Below are 17,909 nucleotides of genomic sequence, written 5' to 3'. Positions count from 1 at the left end.
CGCTCCCGCCCGGACACCCTCGACGCGACCGCCGGGCCGGCGAGCGCCGATCGAGAGCGCTTGCGTGCCAGAGAGCACCCGCTCCGGGTCCCTCGCGCTCAGGTGGAACGCGATGGGTGTCTGGTGGGCCGCGGGGCGGGGCTGGGCGGGTGGGTCAGGAGACGGTGAGGAGGAGGTGGTTGACGAGCAGGGCGGTCAACGCCTGGGCGGTCAGCCAGCGGCGCCGCGTCGACGGGGGCAGGTGGGCGACGGCGACGAGCAGCCAGACCACGAACGGCAGCCAGATCCGCTCCACCTCGGCCTTGCTCATCCCGGACAGGTCGGCAACGGTCACCACCAGCGCGGCGGCGGCCGGCAGCAGCACCGTCGGGCCGAGCCGGACCGCCCGCCGTGCCCGGACGACCCACGTCGCCGACCCGTCGACGGATGGCGACGCGTCCACGGCGGACCAGGCGACGCGGGCCGCGACGGCGGTCCGGCGCAGCGCGGGGCCGAGCACCAGCCCGGTGGCGACTAGCAGCGCGGCCAGGTTAGCCCAGACCCAGTACGCGTACGGGCGGTCCGCCGCCCAGCCCTGGTAGTACCGCTCGACGACCCGGTCGTACCCCTCCCACCAGTGAAACCCGGCCAGCACGAACAGCGCCGTGACGGCGGCGACACCGGCGGCCGCCGCGAGCAGGGTCGCCCGGTGGCGGTCGCGCCGCAGTGCCAGCACGGTCACCGCCAGCGCCCCGACCAGCACGAACCCGTACGACAGGTGCAGCGCGAAGCCGAGCAGCAGGCCGCCGGCCAGCGCGGCGCGCGGCCCGCGTACCGCCAGCAGCGCCAGTCCGGCGGCGACCACGCCGGTGAACACCGCGTCGGCGGAGGCGCCCAGCCACACCGCGCCGGGCAGCAGCACCAGGAACGGCAGCACCGCGCGGGCCGCGTCGGCGGCGCCCAGCGTGCGCAGGGTGACCGGCACGCTGACCACGACGGTGGCCCCGACCAGCACGCAGCACAGCGCGGCGGCGGTGCCGCCGCCGAGGCCGACCCGGTCCAGCCAGACGAAGACCAGCAGCGCGCCCGGCGGGTGCCCGGCGGTGTGGGTGGACCAGGAGTCGGGCTGGAAGTCCAGGATCCGCCCGGTGAAGCCGGCCAGCATGGCCGGGATGTCGGTCACCCCGCGCACCTCGTGCAGGTACTCCGCCTGCGGGGTGAGCCGCCGGGTCAGCCCGGTGGACCAGCCGTCCACCAGGGCCAGCGCCAGCGTCCAGGCCACCGCGGCCAGCCAGCCGGCGGCCAGCAGCGGCCCCCACCGGGCGGTGCGCGACCAGCGCAGCCCCGGCCCGAGCACGACGAGCGCGACCACCACCGCGAGCGGCGTACCCCAGCCGGCGTGCGGTCGCCAGGTGGCGTAGAGCGGGGCGGCGTCGGCGTGCAGGCCGACGCCGCGCCGGTTGAGCACCAGACCGACCAGGACGGCGGCGGCGAGCAACGCTGCCTCGACGGCGGCCGCGACCAGGTCGCCCCGGCGTGGGGTTCCGGTGCGGTTCGCGGCGGGCGCGCGGCGCAGGGTGGGTGCGGTTCTCATGACGACCGCACGGTACGGCCCGCCGACGCCGGCCGGGACGGCAACCGCAGACCCGTCACGAGACGGTAAGAAATGCCTGCTCGGTAAGGGTTACGTAAGCACGATCGGGGCTCGTGCGGGCGGCTGCCGGCCTAGCGTCGGCGGCATGCGGAAACAGATCGACGTGGTGCTGCCGTGCCTGGACGAGGCCGCCGCCCTGCCCGGGGTGCTGGGCGCGCTGCCGCCCGGCTACCGGGCGATCGTGGTGGACAACGGTTCCCGGGACGGTTCGCCCGAGGTGGCGGCCCGGCACGGCGCCCGGGTGGTACGCGAACCCCGCCGCGGCTACGGCGCGGCCGTGCACACCGGCCTGGAGGCCGCCGAGACCGACCTGGTCTGCGTGCTGGACGCGGACGGCTCGTTCGATCCGGGCGAGCTGCCGGCGCTCGTCGCCCCGGTGGCGGCCGGGACGGCCGACCTGGCGGTGGGCCGCCGCCGCCCGGTGTCGGCCGGCGTCTGGCCGTGGCACGCGCGGGCCGGCACCGCGCTGGTCGCCGCGTTGCTGCGGCAGCGTGGCGTGCCGTTGCGCGACCTCAGCCCGATCCGGGTGGCCCGGCGCGCGGACCTGCTCGCGCTCGGCGTCACCGACCGGGCGTTCGGCTACCCGCTGGAGTTGATGATCCGCGCGGCGGCGGCCGGCTGGCGCATCCACGAACGCGACGTCCGCTACGCCCCCCGCGCCGCCGGCACGAAGTCCAAGGTGTCCGGCTCGGTACGCGGCACCGCGCGGGCCACCCGCGACTTCCTCACCGTGCTGCGCACCGTGGACGGCCGACGGTGACCGTCCTGCTCGTGGTGGCGAAGGCGCCGGCGCCGGGGGCGGTGAAGACCCGCCTCTGCCCGCCGGCCACCCCGGACCAGGCGGCCCGGATCGCCGCCGCCGCGCTGCGCGACACGCTGGACACGGTGGCCGCCACCCCGGGCGTGCTGCCGGTGCTGGCACTGGCCGGGCGCTTCCCGGACGCCGAGGACGGCGCGGACCTGGCCGCCGCGGTCGCCGGCTGGCCGGTCCTGCCGCAGCGCGGCGACGGCCTGGCCGATCGGCTCGCCCACGCGCACGCCGACGTGGCCGACGCGTACCCGGGGCGGCCGGTGGTGCAGATCGGCATGGACACCCCGCAGCTCACCCCGGGGCGGCTCGCCGCCGCCGTACGCCGGTTGGCCGCGCCCGGCGTCGACGCGGTGCTCGGCCCGGCCGCGGACGGCGGCTGGTGGGGCCTAGGCCTGCGCGACCCCGGGTGGGCGGCGTCGCTGCGCGGCGTGCCGATGTCCACCGCGGACACCGGCCGGCTCACCCACGCCGCGCTGGTCGGCCGCGGCCTGCGGGTCGGCGCGCTGCCGACGCTGCGCGACGTGGACGACTGGGCCGACGCGCTGGCGGTGGCCCGGGCCGCGCCCGGCGGCCGCTTCGCCCGCGAGGTAGCCGCGCTGCGGCCGACGCTGGTAGGTCACCCGTGAGCGCGAGGAGTGAGCCGGGGTTGCGAGCCCCGCAGTCGCGAACCGACGCCGGCACCGTGAGCGCGAGGAGTGAGCCGACCGACGCCGGCACGCGGGGCGCGGGGACCGAGCGGTTGCGGGCGGCCGGGGTGGACGGGTTCGGCGGCGCGCTGCGGCGGCGGGCCGGCGCCCACTGGCTGGTGCGGGCCGACGGGGTCCGCCGCCGGCTGCCGGTGGACCGGTGGCACGGTCCGGCGGAGGCGGCGACCGCCGCGGTGGTGGCCCGGTGCCAGGGGCCGACGCTGGACCTGGGTTGTGGACCGGGTCGGGTCGCGGCGGCGCTGACCCGGGCCGGCGTCACCACCGTCGGGGTGGACGCGTGCCCACGCGCGGTCGCGTTGACCCGGGCGCGGGGGGCCGTCGCGGTGCGGGCGGACCTGTTCGCGCCGCTGCCCGCCGAGGGCCGGTGGCGGCACGTGGTGCTGCTGGACGGCAACATCGGCATCGGCGGCGACCCGGAACGGTTGCTGCGCCGGTGCCGGGAGCTGCTGCGCCCGGACGGCACCGTGCTCGTCGAACTGGATCCGCCCGGCAGCGGCGCCTGGCGGGGTCAGGCGCACGTCGTCTCCGGCCGGCGGCGGGGGCCTAGTTTCGGCTGGGCGTGGCTGGACACCCGGTCGGTGCACGCGCCGGCCGCCGCGGCCGGGCTGGCGGTGCGGGACCTGCGCCCGGACGGCGGCCGCTGGTTCGCGGAGTTGGCCGCCGCCTGAGCCCCACGCCGGCCGGGGCCGGAAATCCGCTACGGGCGGGGTCCGCGCAGCCACTACCGTGCCCCGCATGACCTCCACCCTGCACTTTCACGCCGACCCGGGCGAGTTCCTCACGGTCGCCGGCGACCATCTGGCCGCCGACCCGGTGGTCAACACCGTGGTCGCCTCCGTCGCGCACCGGATGGCCGCCCGCCGGGCCGAGGGGGCCAGGCTGCCGGCGGACGACTGGTGGCTGGTGGTGCGGGACGAGTCCGGGGCGGTGGTCGGGGCGGGCATGCGGGCGGCGCCGTTCCCGCCGCGTCCGCCGTTCCTGCTGCCGATGCCGGCGGAGGCGGCGGTCGCGTTGGCCCGCGCCTGGCACGAACGCGGCGAGCGGGTGTCGGCGGTCAACGGCGCGCTGCCCGCGGCCCGCGACTGCGCCGACGAGGTGGCGCGTCTGGGCGGCGGCCGGGTGGAGGTCGCCCAGCACACCCGGCTGCACGAACTCGACACGCTGGCGCCGCCCGCGCCGGCGCCGGGCGGGTTGACGGTCGCCGGGGAGGACGACGTCGACCTGGTCACCGCCTGGTTCGGCGCGTTCATGGCCGACGCGGACGAGCAGGCGGGCCGCCCGCGCGGCGCCAGCGCCCACGAGACGCCCGACCGGGACGAGGTGTTCCACCGCATCCGGGGCGGCCGGATCTGGCTCTGGGCCGACCCGGCCGGCCGACCGGTGCACCTCACCGCCGCGAACCCGCCGGCGTTCGGCGTGGCCCGGGTGGGGCCGGTCTACACGCCGCCGGAGCAGCGCGGCCGGGGGTGGGCCGGCAACGCGGTCGCCGAGGTGAGCCGGTTGCTGCGGGCGGAGGACGCCCGGGTGTGTCTCTTCACCGACCAGGCGAACCCGACGTCGAACCGGCTCTACGCCCGCCTCGGCTTCCGGCCGGTGGTGGACATGGCCAACCTCGTCGTCGTCCCCTCCTGAGGCTCGGCCGGCTCAGTCGTCGAGGCCGAGCGCGACCAGCCGGCGCCTGTCGGCGATCACGTCCACGGCGACGATCCGCCCGTCGGTGACCGTGAACGCCATCACCGACAGCGTCCGGCCACCGGCGCTCACCAGCACCCCGGCGGCGCCGTTGACCAGCACCGGCCGGGCGTACGGGAAGAGCCGGCCGAACGTGGTGGCCTGGGCGGCGACCTGCCGCGCGCCGGTGAGCACGGTCGTGTGCCGGGCGCGGGCGGTCCCGCCGTCGGAGCGCAGCACCACGTCCGGGTGCAGCACCGCGATCAGCGCGTCGAGATCACCCTCGCGGGCGGCGGCGAGGAACGCGTCCACCACCGCCCGCTGCCGGGCCAGGTCCCTCTCGGGCGCGGGGGCCTGCCCGCGTACCCGGCGGCGGGCCCGGCTGGCGAGCTGCCGGGCCGCCGCCGGCGAGCGGTCGACGAGGGGACCGATCTCGTCGAACGGCACGCCGAACATGTCATGCAGCACGAACGCGAGCCGCTCGGTCGGGTTGAGCGTGTCCAGCACCACCAGCAGCGCCAGGCCCACCGAGTCGGCGAGCACCGCCGCGTGCGCCGGGTCCGCGTCCGGCGGCGGCGTCTCGACCACCGGGTCGGGCAGGCGTACGTCCAGCGGGTCCTCCCGGCGGGCGGCGCGCGACCGCAGCGCGTTCAGGCTGACCCGGGCCACCACGGTGGTCAGCCACGCGTCCAGGTTGTCGACCGTGTCGGCGTCGGTGCGGGCCAGCCGCAGCCAGGTCTCCTGCACGGCGTCCTCGGCCTCGGTCAGCGAGCCGAGCAGCGCGCGCAGGCGCGGCCGCTCCCGTTCGAACCGCTCCGCCAGCCAGGTCTCGCCGTCCATCGCCACCTCCCTCTCCCACCCTCCCGACCCGCGCCGCGCCGCCGGTGTGACGGGGTGTGTCACCTGTCACATCGGTCACACCGGGGTCGCCGCGCGGGTCGACCTGTCACGCGACGATCCCGGGAGGACGACATGCACACCCCCATCCTGGTCACCGGCGGCACCGGCACGCTCGGCCGGCACGTCGTACCGCTGCTGCGCGCGGCCGGGCACCCGGTCCGCGTGCTCAGCCGGCGCGGCGGCCCGCCGGGCGACGGCGTCACCCACGTGACCGCCGACCTACTGACCGGCGTCGGCCTGGAACCGGCGCTGCGCGGCGTGACCACCGTGCTGCACCTGGCCGGCGGCGCCAAGGGCGACGACCGGGTCGCCGCCAACCTGGTCCACGCCGCCCGGCGGACGGGAGTGACTCATCTGGCGCACGTCTCGGTGACCGGCGCCGACCGGGTCCCGCTGGCCTGGCTGCGGTCCAAGCGCGACGCCGAGCGGGCGGTGGCCGACTCCGGCCTGCCGTGGACGGTGCTGCGGGCCGCGCAGTTCCACGACCTGGTGCTGACCATGCTGACCGCGATGGCGAAACTGCCGGTGGCGCCGGTCCCCGGCGGCCTGCGGCTGCAACCCGTCGACGCCGCCGAGGTGGCCGCGCGGCTGGTGGAGCTGACCCTCGGCGCGCCGGCCGGCCTGGCGCCCGACCTGGCCGGGCCGGAGACGCTCGGCCTGGACGAGCTGCTGACCGGCTACCTGGCGGCCACCGGCCGGCGACGGCTGCGACTGCCGGTGCGGCTCCCCGGCAAGGCCGGACGTGCCTACCGCGACGGGGCGAACCTGGCCCGCCCGGGCGCCACCCGGGGCGTACGGACCTGGGACGCCTTCCTGGCCGAGCGGCTCCGGCGCGCCGTCGGTGGCGCGCCTACCAGCCCACCGAGTCGAGGCTGACCGGGGTGAGTCGGCGCACCTGCGGCTCGATCCACTGGGCCGCGGTGACCAACTTGACCAGCCGGTCGATCGTCTCCGGCGGGCCGGCCACGAAGCTGCGCTGGTCCGCCGGGGCGCCGTACCGGTCGTCGAACGTGCCGCCGTCCAGCGCGCGCACGGCCATGCCGGCCTCGGCGGCCAGCAGCATTCCGGCCGGCAGGTCGACCGCCTCGGGACGGTAGCCGACGATCCCGTCGATGTCGCCGCGAGCAAGCATCACCCAGGACAGCAGCGGCGCCCACAGTTGCAGCACCCGGCGGGCGGTGGTGTCGAGGACGACCTTCAACGCGCGGGCCGCGCTGTCGTCGCGGCGTACCCCGTGGCCCTGGGTCCAGGCCAGCACCGGGGCGGCCGGCACCGGCCGGCGCGCGGCGCGCAGCGGGCGCCCCGCCGGGTCGGAGCCGTGCACGAAGGCGCCCTGGCCGCGCACCGCGGACCAGGTCCGGCCGGCGATCGGGTCGTGCACCACGCCGAGCACCGGGGAGCCGTGCCGGCACAGGGCGATGCCGACCACGTACGCCGGAAGGCCGATCGCCACGTTGTTGGTGCCGTCGAGCGGGTCGACCAGCCACGCCCAGGTGGTGTCCGGCGCGTACTCGCCGCCCTCCTCGGCGATCACCCCGTGCTCCGGCCAGCGGGCCCGGATCCGGTCCACGATCAGCCGCTCGGCGGCCAGGTCGAGGTCGGTGACCAGGTCGCCGGTGTCGTCCTTGGCGCGGGCGTGCACCTCCCCCCGGATGCCGCGGCGCAGCAGCCGCCCGGCCGCCCGGGCCGCCTGCACCGCGAACCGGTGCGCGTCGCGCAGGTCGGGCCCGTCCCTGTTCGGCTCCACGTCCATGGCTCCTCCAGCCAGTCAGCCCCGTGCCACCAGTCGCGCGATCTGCCGCGCCATCCGCGCCGTCTCCGCCGCGTCGCAGCGGTCCCGGCGTACCCGGTAGCTGCGCCCGTCCACCGCGCCGAGGCTCAGGTCGCACGCGCCGGGAGTGGTCCGGCCGAGCGCCACGGTCACCGCCGGTGCGCCGACGGTGACCTCCGAGGTGTGGAAGCCGCCGGCGCGCAGCGCGTACGAGTCGCCGGCGGAGTGCGTCTCCACTGTCGCGGTCGTCGCGGTGACCAGCCGGTCGGTGGCCGCCACCTCGTCGACCTCGCCGAGGCTGTGCACCTCGTAGACCCGCCAGGACGGGTCGGCGGGCGTGTCGGTGACGTCGATCAGCTCGTTGCGGACCGTGCCGTGCAGCACGTGGCTCAGCAGGTCCCAGCTGTGCGAGTGCATGGCGGAGGTGCTCGGGCGCACCGTCGGCGGCTCGGCCGGCCAGGCGTGCACGCAGATCCCGTCCGGGCCGTCGCGCTCCACCGGCAGGCAGGTGAAGCCGAGCGGGTGCCGGACCGCCCGCAGCGTCCGTCGCCCGTCGGCGACGTCGGCGAGCACGTCGAGCACCCAGTCACGCAGCAGCTCCGGCCGGGTGCCCCGGTCGATCTCCCGTTCCAGGTCGGCGTAGCTGGTCATGTGTAGGGGTTCCTCGCCTGGAGGGCCTTGCGCACGATGTCGGCGACCTCCCGGTCGCCGAAGGACCGGGGCAACGCCAGGCCGAGCGCGGTGAACAGCCGGCGCACCTGCTCGACCGACGGCTCGTCGTCGAGCCGGACCTGGCCGGCCGACTCGACAGGCACCCGCCGGCTCTGCCGCCGGCTGTAGTCCAGCTCGATGTTGAACCGGTTGTAGTAGACCTCGCCCCGGTCGATGCGCAGCGCCGGCGTCCGCGGGTTCTCCTGGGTGATGACGACGCATGAGGAGGAGAGGTCGTAGCGGAACGTGGTCATCTGGGCGGAGAGCCGCAGCTCGACCGTGAGCAGGCCGGAGCGTTGCATGTACCAGCACGCGGCGAGCACCGTGGCGTACGACTCCTTGCGGGTGCGGTCGACGGTCCACGGCTCGGTCTGCTCGGTCGGCTCGTCCGACTCCAGGCTGCGCCGGAAGCGCGCGTACCGCTCGCAGACCTCCTCGTCGGCCGGGTCGATGATCTCGACGGCGACGGTGAGCGTGGCGTTGCGCCGGCGGGCCAGCCGCAGGCACTCGGGCAGGGTGACCGCGCGCAGGTAGGTGCCGGTGCCGCCCTTGAAGTCCCACCTGTCGGTGTGCTCCCGGGCCTCGGCGAGCGCCTGGCCGACCTCGCTGCCGTGCAGCACCCGCACCATGGAGGAGCTGTGGATCGCCTCCCGCGCCCGGCTCAGCGCGCCCTCCGGGCCGGTGAGTTCGCGGATCGGCGGCACCAGGTCGGTGAGCCGCTCGCGGGTGTCCACGATGACCTGGCGGACCTCCTGCTCGGCGGTGCGGCGGCGCAGCCGGTCCCGCAGCACCGCCTGCGCGAGCAGGCCGAGGACCAGCAGGATGGCGCTGTTGACCACGTCCTGGCTGACCGTGTTGGTCAGGCCGAGCACGGCCACCGTGACGGCCAGCAGCAGGCCGATGAACGCGTCGAGATTGCTGACGACCCAGCCGATCAGGCGCGCCATGACATCCCCCCGTCGACGACGGAGCCTCCATGATAGCCCTTTGTCAATATCGCGATCACGCGCTGTTCCGGGGCGGTGGCGGTGCGCCGCGCCGCCGGGCGGCACAGATCAGCGACCCGCCGAGCCCGGGCGCGGCGCGGGCCAGCCACCGCGAGGCGACCCACCGCCCACCCGGCAGCCGCCAGCCGACCTCGTTGGAGCGGATCGCCGTCGGCGTGAACCCGGCCCGGCGCAGCGTGCGACGCAGCAGCGACGCGGTGAACGGCCGGATGTGCAGCCACAGGTAGGGGTGCAGCGGGTCGACCTGGCGCGGCGCCCGCCCGGCGAGGAACGCCAGCCGGTCCTGCACCGGCGCCAGGTTGGGGGTGGTGAGCACCAGCAGGCCGTCCGGGGCCAGCACGCGATGGCACTCCCGCAGCAGCGCCAGCGGGTCGTAGACGTGCTCGATCAGCTCGCCGGCGAGCAGCCCGGCGAAGCTGCCCGCCCGGAACGGCAGCCCCCGGGTGGCGTCCAGGCAGACCGGCAGCGCCCGACCGCCGGCCGCCCGCCGCGCGGTCCCCAGCGCGGTCTCGGCCGTGTCGGCGAGCACCAGCGGCCCGGGCAGCACCGCCGGGTCGAGCATGCCCCGCGGCCCGCATCCCAGTTCCAGCACCGGTCCGCCTTCGGTCACCCCCTCGGCCACCAGCCGGGCCGCGACGGCGCGGCGCACCCGGTGGTACGGATCGTCGACGTACCCGTCGACCTGCGCGCCGTCGTGGTAGCGGTGGTGGTTGGCGTGCCGGCCGTGCGCCTGCGCGCGGTGCGCCGAGGTCCCGGTCGGCGGCTCGGGCATCACACCTCCCCAGCGGTCGCCGGCCCCCTCGGCGGCGTCCACCCCCAGCCTCGCACCGCTCGCGCCCGGCGGCGTGGACATCCACTCCGGATACGCCGACGCGGCGGCCGTCGCCGGGCCGCCGCGTCGGTGTCCGGGCGGATCAGGCGGCCCGGGCCCAGTCCAGGCGGGAGGAGTCGTCGTACTCGTCGCCGGGCACCCACCACTGCGCGCCGAAGCCGCTGGTGGAGATGATGATGTTGCCCCCGTCGGGGTACTCGTTCTCCGGCGGGATCGACAGCGCCGCGCAGTAGCGCCCGTCCGGCGAGAACACCGGCGACAGGTAGAACCGCGGTTCGTCGGTGAGCTTCTTCAACCCGGCCCCGCCGATCCGCACCGAGGCCAGCGACTGGTTGAGCGTCGCCAGGTCGGGATACCACCGGGTGGTGCAGAAGACCACCCGCTCGGAGTCCGGCGTGAACACCGGCCCGGCGAAGCGTTCCCCGGCCTGCGGGGTGTAGAGCCGCCGCACCGTGCCGGTCGCCAACTCCAGGACGCGCAGTTGCGGGCCCTCGGAGCGGCTGCGCCAGTGCATCACGATCATCGAGCCGTCCCGCGACCAGTCCGGCGAGCTCATGGCGTGACCCTGGACCAGCACGCGGGTGCCGCCGGTCGCCACGTCGACAGCGATCAGCCGGTCCTGCTGGCTCCCCGTCACCAGGGCGATCTCCCGGCCGTCCGGCGACCAGGTCGGCGCGCCGTAGAGCACGCCGGGCGGGTCGGCCAGCAGCGTACGCCTCTCCCCGGTGACGCGGTCGTACACCGCCACGTACGGCAACAGCGTGCCGTCGCCCGACCAGGCGTTGTTCACCCAGGCCACGTACCGGCCGTCCGGTGAGGCCTTGGCGTGGTCGCCGTCCGACAGCAGCGGTCGCGGCGTGGTGCGACCCGGGTCGATCTGGATCACACCCCAGCCGACGCTGACCAGCCACGGCCCGTTGGCGGCCTCGGCGGCCGACGCCGGGGCGGCGGCGAGCCCGCCGGCCAGGCCGGTCGCGGCGGCCGCGCCGGTCAGCGCGGCGGCGCGCAGCAGGGTACGACGATTCAGTGCGGTCATGCGGTCTCCCCGTGATAGACGTCCGCCCCACCCTCCTGATCGGACGCTCACCGAGGGATCGGGCGAGCGGACCGTTCACCGTCGGCCACTCGGCCAGGACGCGGGGTGACCGCCCTCAACAGCCGGTACCCTCGCCCCGGTGACCTCCGACGCGCTGCGCCGTGCCCTGACCGACCCGGGTGACCCCCCGGTGCTCCCGCTGCCCGGGGTGGCGGTCGAGCTGCTGGACGCGCTCGCCGCGCCGCCCCGGCTCGGCGCGCACCTGCGGCTGGTGCACGACGTGGCCTGGCGCCTGACCGACGCGTTCGCCGACCGGTTCGGCGCGGTGCCGTTCGACAGGCAGGCGGTGCTGTTCGGCGCGGCGGTGCACGACCTCGGCAAGGTGGAGCACCCGGCCGAGCTGACCGGCCCCGGCTCGGCCCACGAGGAGGCCGGCTACCAGTTGCTGCTGCGCTTCGGCGTGCCCGAGGAGCGGGCCCGCTTCGCCGTCACCCACGCCGCCTGGCGCTCCCCCGGCGTGCAGTTGGAGGATCTGCTGGTCAGCCTCGCCGACAAGGTGTGGAAGGGCCGCCGGGTCGCCGACCTGGAGCAGCTCGTGGTGGACCGGCTCGCCGGCATCACCGGGCAGGAGCCGTGGCAGACGTTCCTGGACCTCGACGACGTGCTCGCCGAGCTGGCCGCCGGCGCGGACCACCGGCTGGCCTTCCAGGCCGAGCATCCGGTGTACGGCTGAGCCGCCCGGGCTGTTACCCGGCGGTTACGCCACGGCGAAGGCGCTGTTGCCCAACAGGTCGACCGTCGGGCCAGGGACACCGGAGGGTGTCCCCGGCACACGGGAGGTCAACCATGAGACTCACCAGGACACTGTTGGCGCTCGTCGTCCTGCTCGGCGGCCTGGTCGCCGGGGTGAGCGGCGCGAGCGCGGCGGCGCCGTACTGCGGGATCACCTGGGGCAGCACGGCCAAGGCGGCCGGCGCGCTCAGCACCGCGCCGCTCGTCGACGTGCGCACCGAGCGGCAGGACTGCTGGGACCGCGTCGTGTTCGAGTTCGCCGGGCCGGTGAACGGCTACTCCGTCGCCTACGGCGAGACGTACACGGAGGGGCAGGGCTTGGCGCTGAGCCCGTACACCGCCGGCGGGTCGCTGCTGTCGGTGTCGCTGCGGGCGCCCGCGTACGACGACGGGCACGTCGCGACCGTGCCCTACCGCGTCGGCGAGCACGCCGCGACGGTGCTCGGCGCCCGCACGGCACGCGACGTCGTCTTCGGCGGCAGCTTCGAGGGCTACACCACCTTCGCGGCCGGCGTACGCGCCCAACTGCCGTTCCGCGTCCTCGTGCTCAGCGGTCCCGGCACGCACAGCCGGATCGTGCTGGACGTGGCCCACCAGTGGCAGGCGTGAACCGCTCGTCGAGGTGACGGGGGGGCCGGTCGGCCCCTCGGCACCGTCCGATCCGACCACGCCGGCCGGGGTTCCGCAGGACTACCCTGAGTGATCGTGGAGGGCCGCGTGCTGGTCGTCGAGGACGACGCCTCCATCCGGGAGGTGTCGGCTCTCGGCCTGCGCCGTGCCGGGTTCCGGGTGAGCACCGCCGCCGACGGCCCGGCCGGCCTCGCCGCCTGGCGGGCGGGCACGGTCGACCTCGTCGTGCTCGACGTGATGCTGCCCGGGCTGGACGGGTTCGAGGTGTGCCGGGAGATCAGGCGCACCAGCCGGGTGCCGATCCTCATGCTCACCGCCCGCACCGACACCATCGACGTGGTGGTCGGTCTGGAGTGCGGCGCAGACGACTACCTCCGCAAGCCGTTCGACCTGCCGGAGCTGGTCGCCCGGGTCCGCGCGGTGCTCCGCCGCGCCGTCGCGCCGGCGACGGCCGGAGCCATCGTGACCGCCGGACCGCTGGAGATCGACCCGGCCCGCTTCGTGGCCCGCCGGGACGGCCACGAGCTGCCGCTCACCGCCACCGAGTTCCGGCTGCTGCTGGAGCTGGCCCGGCGCCCCGGTCAGGTGTTCACCCGCGAACTGCTGCTGCACCGGGTCTGGGGCTACGACCACCTCGGCGACTCCCGGCTGGTCGACGTGGCGGTGCAGCGCCTGCGCGCCAAGGTGGAGACCGACCCGCACGCCCCGACGCTGATCCGCACGGTTCGCGGCGCCGGCTACAAGCTGGCGACGGGGTGAGCGGGCCGTGGCGGCCGGCGGCGTCGCACCCGGGCGGCTGCGTCGCCGGCTGGTCGTCGCGTTCGTGCTTGTCGCCGGCCTGTCCGCCGGGACGCTGGCGGCCGGCTCCTACCTCATCCTGCGGCAGGCCCGCTTCGACGGTTCGCTGCAACGCGCCGCCGCCGACACCCGCTACCAACTGCTCGTCGCGGCCCAGTTCCTGCCGCTGACCGAGTCCCGCCGCGCCGACCTGCTGGCCGGTTTCGAGGAGTCGGGCCGGCACGTGCTGCTCGTCGCCGGCGGATCCTGGCCGTCCGACCCGCACTACGCGCCCGTGCCGGGCCGGGACCTGCGCGCCGCCGTCGCCGCCGGGCAGCTCGGCTTCCAGCGCACCCCCGGCCGGCCGCGCCTGCTGGTCGTCGGGGGCCGGATCCCCGGCTCCACCGCCGAACTGTACGTGGTGACAGTCGAGGACGACGTGGTCGACGCCCTCGCGCCGCTGCGTACCGCCTCGGTGGTGGGGTGGGCGGCGGTGGTGCTGGTCGCCGCCGCGGTGGGCAACACCCTGGCCCGCCGCACGCTGGAACCCGTCGGCCGGGCCAGCCGGGCCGCGCGGGCGGTGGCCGAGGGGTTGCTGGGCACCCGGCTGCCGGTGCGCGGCCGTGACGAGTTCAGCGCCTGGGCGGTGTCCTTCAACGAGATGGCCGAGGCGCTCGAGGCCAAGATCGAGGCGCTGTCGCAGGCGCAGGCCCGGGAGCGGCGGTTCACCGCCGACGTGGCGCACGAGCTGCGTACCCCGGTCACCGCCCTGGTGGCCGCGGCCTCGCTGCTCGCCGACGGGATCGACGCCCTCCCCGCCGACCCGCGGCGGGCGGCGGAGCTGCTCGTGGCCGACGTGGTCCGGCTGCGCCGGCTGGTGGAGGACCTGCTGGAGATCTCCCGGCTGGACGCCGGGCGGGAGGCGCTCGCCACCGGGGCGGTGGACGTCGCGGCGCTGGTGCGGCGGATCGCCGCCGACGCGCCGGCCGCCCGCGTCGCGGTGGCCGACGACGTGTCGCCGGTGGTGACCGACAGGCGCCGGTTGGAGCGGATCCTGACGAACCTGGTGACCAACGGGATCGAGCACGGCGGCGGCCGGCTCGACGTCGCGGTCCGACGCGCCGGCGCCGACCTGGTGGTCGAGGTCGCCGACCAGGGGCCGGGGATCCCGGCCGCGCACCTGCCCCACATCTTCGACCGGTTCCACAAGGTCGATCCGGCGCGCGGCGGGCCGGGCAGCGGGCTCGGGCTGGCCATCGCCCGGGAGAATGCCCGGCTGCTCGGCGGCCGGCTGGACGTGACGAGCGAGGTGGGCCTCGGCGCCCGCTTCCGGCTCACCCTCCCCGTCGACGCCGGGGCGGCCCGATGCGACGCCTGATCCCGCCGCTCGCCGCGCTGCTGCTGGTCGCCGCCGGGTGCGCCCCGCCGCGTACCGGTTCGCTCGGGCCGGCGCCGGTCGCCCCACCGACCGGCGCCACCACGCCGGCCGGCCCGTCGACGGGCGTGCCCGCGCCGGTGTCGCCGCCGAGCCGCGCCGCGACCGTCGGGGCGCCGCCCGCCCCGGGTACGCCGACCGCCGCGTCCCGCGAGCCGGACGGCACGGTGGGCGTGCAGCTCTGGTTCGTGCGGGCCGGCCGGCTCGCCCCCACCCGGCGCGTGTTTCCCGCCACCGTGGCCACGTCCCACCTGGCGCTCGACGCGCTGGCCGCCGGCCCGTCGACGGCGGAGCACGCCGCCGGCCTGACCACCCTGGTCCCGGCCGGCACGCGGGTGACCTGGATCGCCGACGGCGTCGCCACGCTCGTCCCGCCGGCCGGGTTCGACGCCGGCGGGGCGGTCGCCGCCCGGACCCGCCGGGCCCAGGTGGTCTGGACGCTCACCCAGTTCGCCACCGTCCGGCGGGTGGTCTTCGCCTCGGGCGGCGCCGCGACCGGGCGCGACGACTACGCCGACCTGCTGCCCCCGATCGTGGTGACGGCCCCGGTCGTCGGCGACCGCGTCGGCAGCCCGGTCACCGTCACCGGGACCGCCGACGTCTACGAGGCCACGGTCAGCGCGCGGGTGCTGGACGCGGCGGGCCGGGAGATCGGCACCGGGTTCACCACGGCCTCCTGCGGCTCCGGCTGCCGGGGGGCCTACCGGCTGGCCGTCCGCTACCGGCAGGCGGCGGCCGGCGCCGGCGTGGTCGAGGTGTTCCAGGTGTCCGCGCGTGACGGTTCCCGGGTCGACGTGGTGCGCGTCCCGGTCGCGTTGACCGCGAGCCGATGACAGCCAATCGATTGACTTTCGATAGTTTACGAGTGATAGTCGATGCATGGTGACTACCGAGCGCGCGGTCACGGCACTCCGCGCCTTCCTCGTCCTGCTGTTCGGCATCCTGCTGCTGTTCCAGACCATGTCGCTGCCCGGACAGTTCGCGCACATGGCCCGGGAGAACCCGGACGACGCGTACCTGCGCTGGCCGGCCACCGCCGTCACGGTGTTCTGGGTGCTGTGCGTGCAGGTGGTGATCGTCTGCACCTGGCAGTTGCTCACCCTGGTCAAGAACGACCGGATCTTCACCGAGGCGTCTCTGGCCTGGGTCGACGGCATCGTCTGGGCGATCGCCGCCGGCTGGGTGAGCCTGGCGGCCGTCTTCCTCTGGGTCGGGTTCCACGCCGACGACCCCGGCCTGCCGCTGCTGCTCTTCCTGCTCACGACCGGGGTCAGCGTGCTGGGGCTGCTGATGGTCGTGATGCGCGCGCTGCTGCGGCAGGCCACCACGCTGCGCACCGACATGGAAGCGGTGATCTGATGCCCATCGTCGTGCGCATCGACGTCGAGCTGGCCAAGCGCAAGATGAGCGTCGGTGAGTTCGCCGAACGCGTCGGCCTCACCCCGGCCAACGTCGCGGTGCTCAAGAACGGCCGCGCCAAGGCCGTCCGCTTCAGCACCCTGGAGGCCATGTGCCGGGTCCTCGACTGCCAGCCCGGCGACCTGCTGGAGTGGGTCGACGCCCCGGAGGAGGACCGATAAGGGTGCTGCTCGCCGCCGCCGTCGCGCTCGGCGTCGCCGGCATCGTGTACGGGGAGGCCGACGACTCCCCCGGGCTCCAACTCCTGTCCGCCCTGTTCGTCATCGGCGCGGTCGCCGTCGCCGTGCGCGTCGCCCGGCGTACCCGGTAGGGCCGGCGCCCCCTCGGCGCCGGCCCCGCCTCAGCCCTTCACGCAGACGACCTGCTTGAGGTGCGCGACCACCTCGACCAGGTCGTCCTGCTGGGCCATCACCTCGGTGATGTCCTTGTAGGCGCCGGGGATCTCGTCGACCACCCCGGCGTCCTTGCGACACTCCACCCCGGCCGTCTGCGCGGCCAGGTCGGCCGTGCTGAACGTCCGCTTCGCCTGACCCCGCGACATCCGCCGCCCCGCCCCGTGCGACGCGGAGCAGTACGCGTCGGGGTTGCCCCGGCCACGCACGATGTACGAGCCGGTGCCCATCGAACCGGGGATCACGCCCAGGTCACCCGCGCCGGCCCGGATCGCGCCCTTGCGGGTCACCAGCACGTCCACCCCGTCGTAGGTCTCCTCGGCCACGTAGTTGTGGTGACACGAGATCGGCTCGTCGTAGCCGACCCGCGGGAACGCGTCCCGGACCACCTGGCCGAGCAGGGCCAGCATCACCGCCCGGTTGCGTCGCGCGTACTCCTGCGCCCACCACAGGTCCCGCCGGTAGGCGTCCATCTCCGGCGTGCCGGCGAGGAACACCGCGAGATCCCGGTCCGGCAGGTCCGTGTTGTGCGGCAGCCCGCGCGCCACCGCCATGTGCCGCTCGGCCAGCTCCTTGCCGATGTTGCGGGAACCGGAGTGCAGCATCAGCCACACCCGCCCGTCGTCCGCGCCACCCTGCTCCAGGCAGACCTCGATGAAGTGGTTGCCGCCGCCGAGCGTGCCGAGCTGGCGCCGCGCCCGCGTCTCCAACTGCGCCACCTTCCGGTCCAGCGTGCCGAACCGCCGCCAGAAGTCGTCCCAGCCGGACTGCTCTAGCCCGCGTACCCGACGCGTGTCGACCGCGTCGTCGCGCATCGCGAAGCCGACCGGGATGGCCGCCTCGATCGCCGAGCGCAGCGGCCCGAGGTCGTCGGGCAGGTCGGCCGCGGTGAGCGAGGTCCGCACCGCGGACATGCCGCAGCCGATGTCGACGCCGACCGCGGCCGGCGACACCGCCTGCCGCATGGCGATCACCGAGCCCACCGTCGCGCCCTTGCCGAAGTGCACGTCCGGCATCACCGCGACGCCCTGCACCCAGGGCAGCGCGCCGATGTTGCGCAGCTGCCGGGCCGCCTGCGCCTCGATCGCGTACGGGTCGGTCCAGACCCGGACCGGCGCCCGGGTGCCGGCCAGCGGGGTGAAACCCATCGTGGTCTCCTCATGTCGTGGGGTGTGGGCGGTACCGGACTCGAACCCCGCCCGTCGCGTCGACGGCGTCAGACGGGCGGACGAGAGAACCGCCCGGCTCCGGTGTGGGGGCGGGCGGTTCGCGCGGATCGTCGCGTCGGCGCTAAGGCGTGTTTCAGAAGTCGTGGTGGCCGGTGAAGGTCTCGGCGTGGCGGTGATCGACAACTGAAGAGGTCTCCGGTATCTGGTTCTGCGACC

21 protein-coding genes are annotated in these 17,909 nt (G+C 75.9%); 13 read left to right on the top strand and 8 right to left on the bottom strand.

Going from position 1 to position 17,909, the window contains the following annotated elements:
* Positions 1-154 precede the first annotated feature (154 nt).
* Positions 155-1,573 carry a hypothetical protein gene (locus ACIA5A_RS23780; protein WP_396766268.1) on the bottom strand — a complete coding sequence of 473 codons (1,419 nt, stop codon included), beginning with the start codon at positions 1,571-1,573 and terminating at the stop codon, positions 155-157.
* 145 nt (positions 1,574-1,718) lie between these two features.
* On the opposite strand from ACIA5A_RS23780, the gene ACIA5A_RS23775 reads away from it, so the two are divergent.
* From ACIA5A_RS23775 to ACIA5A_RS23760, 4 genes are all read left to right on the top strand, one after another.
* Complete coding sequence (locus ACIA5A_RS23775; RefSeq protein WP_396766266.1) at positions 1,719-2,393, top strand: glycosyltransferase family 2 protein; 675 nt, start codon at positions 1,719-1,721, stop codon at positions 2,391-2,393.
* On the top strand, positions 2,390-3,070 hold the full coding sequence (locus ACIA5A_RS23770; protein WP_396766264.1) for a DUF2064 domain-containing protein: 681 nt from the start codon (positions 2,390-2,392) through the stop codon (positions 3,068-3,070). The genes ACIA5A_RS23775 and ACIA5A_RS23770 overlap by 4 nt, the downstream gene beginning before the upstream one ends.
* 56 nt (positions 3,071-3,126) lie before the next feature.
* Complete coding sequence (locus ACIA5A_RS23765) at positions 3,127-3,819, top strand: methyltransferase domain-containing protein (protein ID WP_396766261.1); 693 nt, start codon at positions 3,127-3,129, stop codon at positions 3,817-3,819.
* A 67-nt stretch (positions 3,820-3,886) separates the two neighbouring features.
* On the top strand, positions 3,887-4,783 hold the full coding sequence (locus tag ACIA5A_RS23760) for a GNAT family N-acetyltransferase (RefSeq protein WP_396766258.1): 897 nt from the start codon (positions 3,887-3,889) through the stop codon (positions 4,781-4,783).
* Positions 4,784-4,795: 12 nt separating this feature from the next.
* On the opposite strand, the gene ACIA5A_RS23755 is transcribed toward ACIA5A_RS23760, so the two are convergent.
* Entirely contained in the window at positions 4,796-5,662 is an 867-nt protein-coding gene (locus tag ACIA5A_RS23755; protein WP_396766255.1) for a sigma-70 family RNA polymerase sigma factor, read from the bottom strand.
* A gap of 132 nt (positions 5,663-5,794) precedes the next feature.
* On the opposite strand from ACIA5A_RS23755, the gene ACIA5A_RS23750 reads away from it, so the two are divergent.
* Positions 5,795-6,598 carry an SDR family oxidoreductase gene (locus tag ACIA5A_RS23750; protein WP_396766252.1) on the top strand — a complete coding sequence of 268 codons (804 nt, stop codon included), beginning with the start codon at positions 5,795-5,797 and terminating at the stop codon, positions 6,596-6,598.
* Here the strand turns inward: ACIA5A_RS23750 and ACIA5A_RS23745 are convergent.
* The 5 genes from ACIA5A_RS23745 to ACIA5A_RS23725 all read right to left on the bottom strand — a co-directional run bounded on the left by ACIA5A_RS23745 (position 6,573) and on the right by ACIA5A_RS23725 (position 11,079).
* Positions 6,573-7,475, bottom strand: coding sequence for an inositol monophosphatase family protein (locus tag ACIA5A_RS23745; protein ID WP_396766250.1), 903 nt, complete (start codon positions 7,473-7,475; stop codon positions 6,573-6,575). The two genes, ACIA5A_RS23750 and ACIA5A_RS23745, sit on opposite strands and share 26 nt — an antisense overlap.
* A 15-nt stretch (positions 7,476-7,490) precedes the next feature.
* Positions 7,491-8,144: a hypothetical protein gene (locus tag ACIA5A_RS23740; RefSeq protein ID WP_396766248.1), complete on the bottom strand. Its 654-nt coding sequence runs from the start codon at positions 8,142-8,144 to the stop codon at positions 7,491-7,493.
* Positions 8,141-9,151: a hypothetical protein gene (locus ACIA5A_RS23735; RefSeq protein ID WP_396766245.1), complete on the bottom strand. Its 1,011-nt coding sequence runs from the start codon at positions 9,149-9,151 to the stop codon at positions 8,141-8,143. The genes ACIA5A_RS23740 and ACIA5A_RS23735 overlap by 4 nt, the downstream gene beginning before the upstream one ends.
* A 55-nt stretch (positions 9,152-9,206) precedes the next feature.
* Positions 9,207-9,983, bottom strand: a complete 777-nt coding sequence (locus ACIA5A_RS23730) for a methyltransferase domain-containing protein (RefSeq protein ID WP_396766242.1) — start codon at positions 9,981-9,983, stop codon at positions 9,207-9,209.
* A gap of 142 nt (positions 9,984-10,125) precedes the next feature.
* Positions 10,126-11,079 carry a TolB family protein gene (locus tag ACIA5A_RS23725; protein WP_396766239.1) on the bottom strand — a complete coding sequence of 318 codons (954 nt, stop codon included), beginning with the start codon at positions 11,077-11,079 and terminating at the stop codon, positions 10,126-10,128.
* Between the two features lie 139 nt (positions 11,080-11,218).
* Here ACIA5A_RS23725 and ACIA5A_RS23720 point away from each other — a divergent pair, with 139 nt between their 5' ends.
* The 8 genes from ACIA5A_RS23720 (at position 11,219) to ACIA5A_RS23685 (ending at position 16,442) form a co-directional block, all read left to right on the top strand.
* Positions 11,219-11,812 (top strand): HD domain-containing protein, encoded by a 594-nt coding sequence (locus tag ACIA5A_RS23720; protein WP_396766236.1) that lies wholly within the window; start codon positions 11,219-11,221, stop codon positions 11,810-11,812.
* 113 nt (positions 11,813-11,925) lie between these two features.
* Positions 11,926-12,480: a hypothetical protein gene (locus ACIA5A_RS23715; RefSeq protein ID WP_396766234.1), complete on the top strand. Its 555-nt coding sequence runs from the start codon at positions 11,926-11,928 to the stop codon at positions 12,478-12,480.
* Between the two features lie 96 nt (positions 12,481-12,576).
* Complete coding sequence (locus tag ACIA5A_RS23710) at positions 12,577-13,260, top strand: response regulator (protein WP_396766232.1); 684 nt, start codon at positions 12,577-12,579, stop codon at positions 13,258-13,260.
* Between the two features lie 7 nt (positions 13,261-13,267).
* The gene (locus tag ACIA5A_RS23705) at positions 13,268-14,656 is read left to right on the top strand and encodes a sensor histidine kinase (protein ID WP_396766229.1); all 1,389 of its coding nucleotides are present in this window, start codon (positions 13,268-13,270) and stop codon (positions 14,654-14,656) included.
* Positions 14,644-15,546, top strand: a complete 903-nt coding sequence (locus ACIA5A_RS23700) for a Gmad2 immunoglobulin-like domain-containing protein (RefSeq protein ID WP_396766226.1) — start codon at positions 14,644-14,646, stop codon at positions 15,544-15,546. Before ACIA5A_RS23705 ends, ACIA5A_RS23700 begins: the two co-directional genes overlap by 13 nt.
* Before the next feature lie 46 nt (positions 15,547-15,592).
* Positions 15,593-16,072 (top strand): DUF2975 domain-containing protein, encoded by a 480-nt coding sequence (locus tag ACIA5A_RS23695; RefSeq protein WP_396766224.1) that lies wholly within the window; start codon positions 15,593-15,595, stop codon positions 16,070-16,072.
* Positions 16,072-16,293: a helix-turn-helix domain-containing protein gene (locus ACIA5A_RS23690; protein WP_396766221.1), complete on the top strand. Its 222-nt coding sequence runs from the start codon at positions 16,072-16,074 to the stop codon at positions 16,291-16,293. Before ACIA5A_RS23695 ends, ACIA5A_RS23690 begins: the two co-directional genes overlap by 1 nt.
* A gap of 2 nt (positions 16,294-16,295) precedes the next feature.
* Positions 16,296-16,442 (top strand): hypothetical protein, encoded by a 147-nt coding sequence (locus tag ACIA5A_RS23685; RefSeq protein WP_396766218.1) that lies wholly within the window; start codon positions 16,296-16,298, stop codon positions 16,440-16,442.
* Between the two features lie 30 nt (positions 16,443-16,472).
* Here the strand turns inward: ACIA5A_RS23685 and ACIA5A_RS23680 are convergent, their stop codons facing one another.
* Positions 16,473-17,672: an RtcB family protein gene (locus ACIA5A_RS23680; RefSeq protein WP_396766216.1), complete on the bottom strand. Its 1,200-nt coding sequence runs from the start codon at positions 17,670-17,672 to the stop codon at positions 16,473-16,475.
* Between the last annotated feature and the right edge of the window lie 237 nt (positions 17,673-17,909).

Origin of the sequence: Micromonospora sp. NPDC051300, assembly GCF_044455315.1 — a bacterium.
Lineage (GTDB): Bacteria > Actinomycetota > Actinomycetes > Mycobacteriales > Micromonosporaceae > Micromonospora > Micromonospora robiginosa.
This window is presented reverse-complemented; position numbering and strand designations above follow the sequence as displayed.

Coding starts and splice junctions, on each gene's coding strand:
- ACIA5A_RS23715 (WP_396766234.1), top strand. CDS start 11,926: ATGAGACTCACCAGGACACTGTTGGCGCTCGTCGTCCTGCTCGGCGGC.
- ACIA5A_RS23730 (WP_396766242.1), bottom strand. CDS start 9,983: ATGCCCGAGCCGCCGACCGGGACCTCGGCGCACCGCGCGCAGGCGCAC.
- ACIA5A_RS23775 (WP_396766266.1), top strand. CDS start 1,719: ATGCGGAAACAGATCGACGTGGTGCTGCCGTGCCTGGACGAGGCCGCC.
- ACIA5A_RS23725 (WP_396766239.1), bottom strand. CDS start 11,079: ATGACCGCACTGAATCGTCGTACCCTGCTGCGCGCCGCCGCGCTGACC.
- ACIA5A_RS23750 (WP_396766252.1), top strand. CDS start 5,795: ATGCACACCCCCATCCTGGTCACCGGCGGCACCGGCACGCTCGGCCGG.
- ACIA5A_RS23690 (WP_396766221.1), top strand. CDS start 16,072: ATGCCCATCGTCGTGCGCATCGACGTCGAGCTGGCCAAGCGCAAGATG.
- ACIA5A_RS23735 (WP_396766245.1), bottom strand. CDS start 9,151: ATGGCGCGCCTGATCGGCTGGGTCGTCAGCAATCTCGACGCGTTCATC.
- ACIA5A_RS23780 (WP_396766268.1), bottom strand. CDS start 1,573: ATGAGAACCGCACCCACCCTGCGCCGCGCGCCCGCCGCGAACCGCACC.
- ACIA5A_RS23695 (WP_396766224.1), top strand. CDS start 15,593: ATGGTGACTACCGAGCGCGCGGTCACGGCACTCCGCGCCTTCCTCGTC.
- ACIA5A_RS23700 (WP_396766226.1), top strand. CDS start 14,644: ATGCGACGCCTGATCCCGCCGCTCGCCGCGCTGCTGCTGGTCGCCGCC.
- ACIA5A_RS23760 (WP_396766258.1), top strand. CDS start 3,887: ATGACCTCCACCCTGCACTTTCACGCCGACCCGGGCGAGTTCCTCACG.
- ACIA5A_RS23680 (WP_396766216.1), bottom strand. CDS start 17,672: ATGGGTTTCACCCCGCTGGCCGGCACCCGGGCGCCGGTCCGGGTCTGG.
- ACIA5A_RS23745 (WP_396766250.1), bottom strand. CDS start 7,475: ATGGACGTGGAGCCGAACAGGGACGGGCCCGACCTGCGCGACGCGCAC.
- ACIA5A_RS23740 (WP_396766248.1), bottom strand. CDS start 8,144: ATGACCAGCTACGCCGACCTGGAACGGGAGATCGACCGGGGCACCCGG.
- ACIA5A_RS23755 (WP_396766255.1), bottom strand. CDS start 5,662: ATGGACGGCGAGACCTGGCTGGCGGAGCGGTTCGAACGGGAGCGGCCG.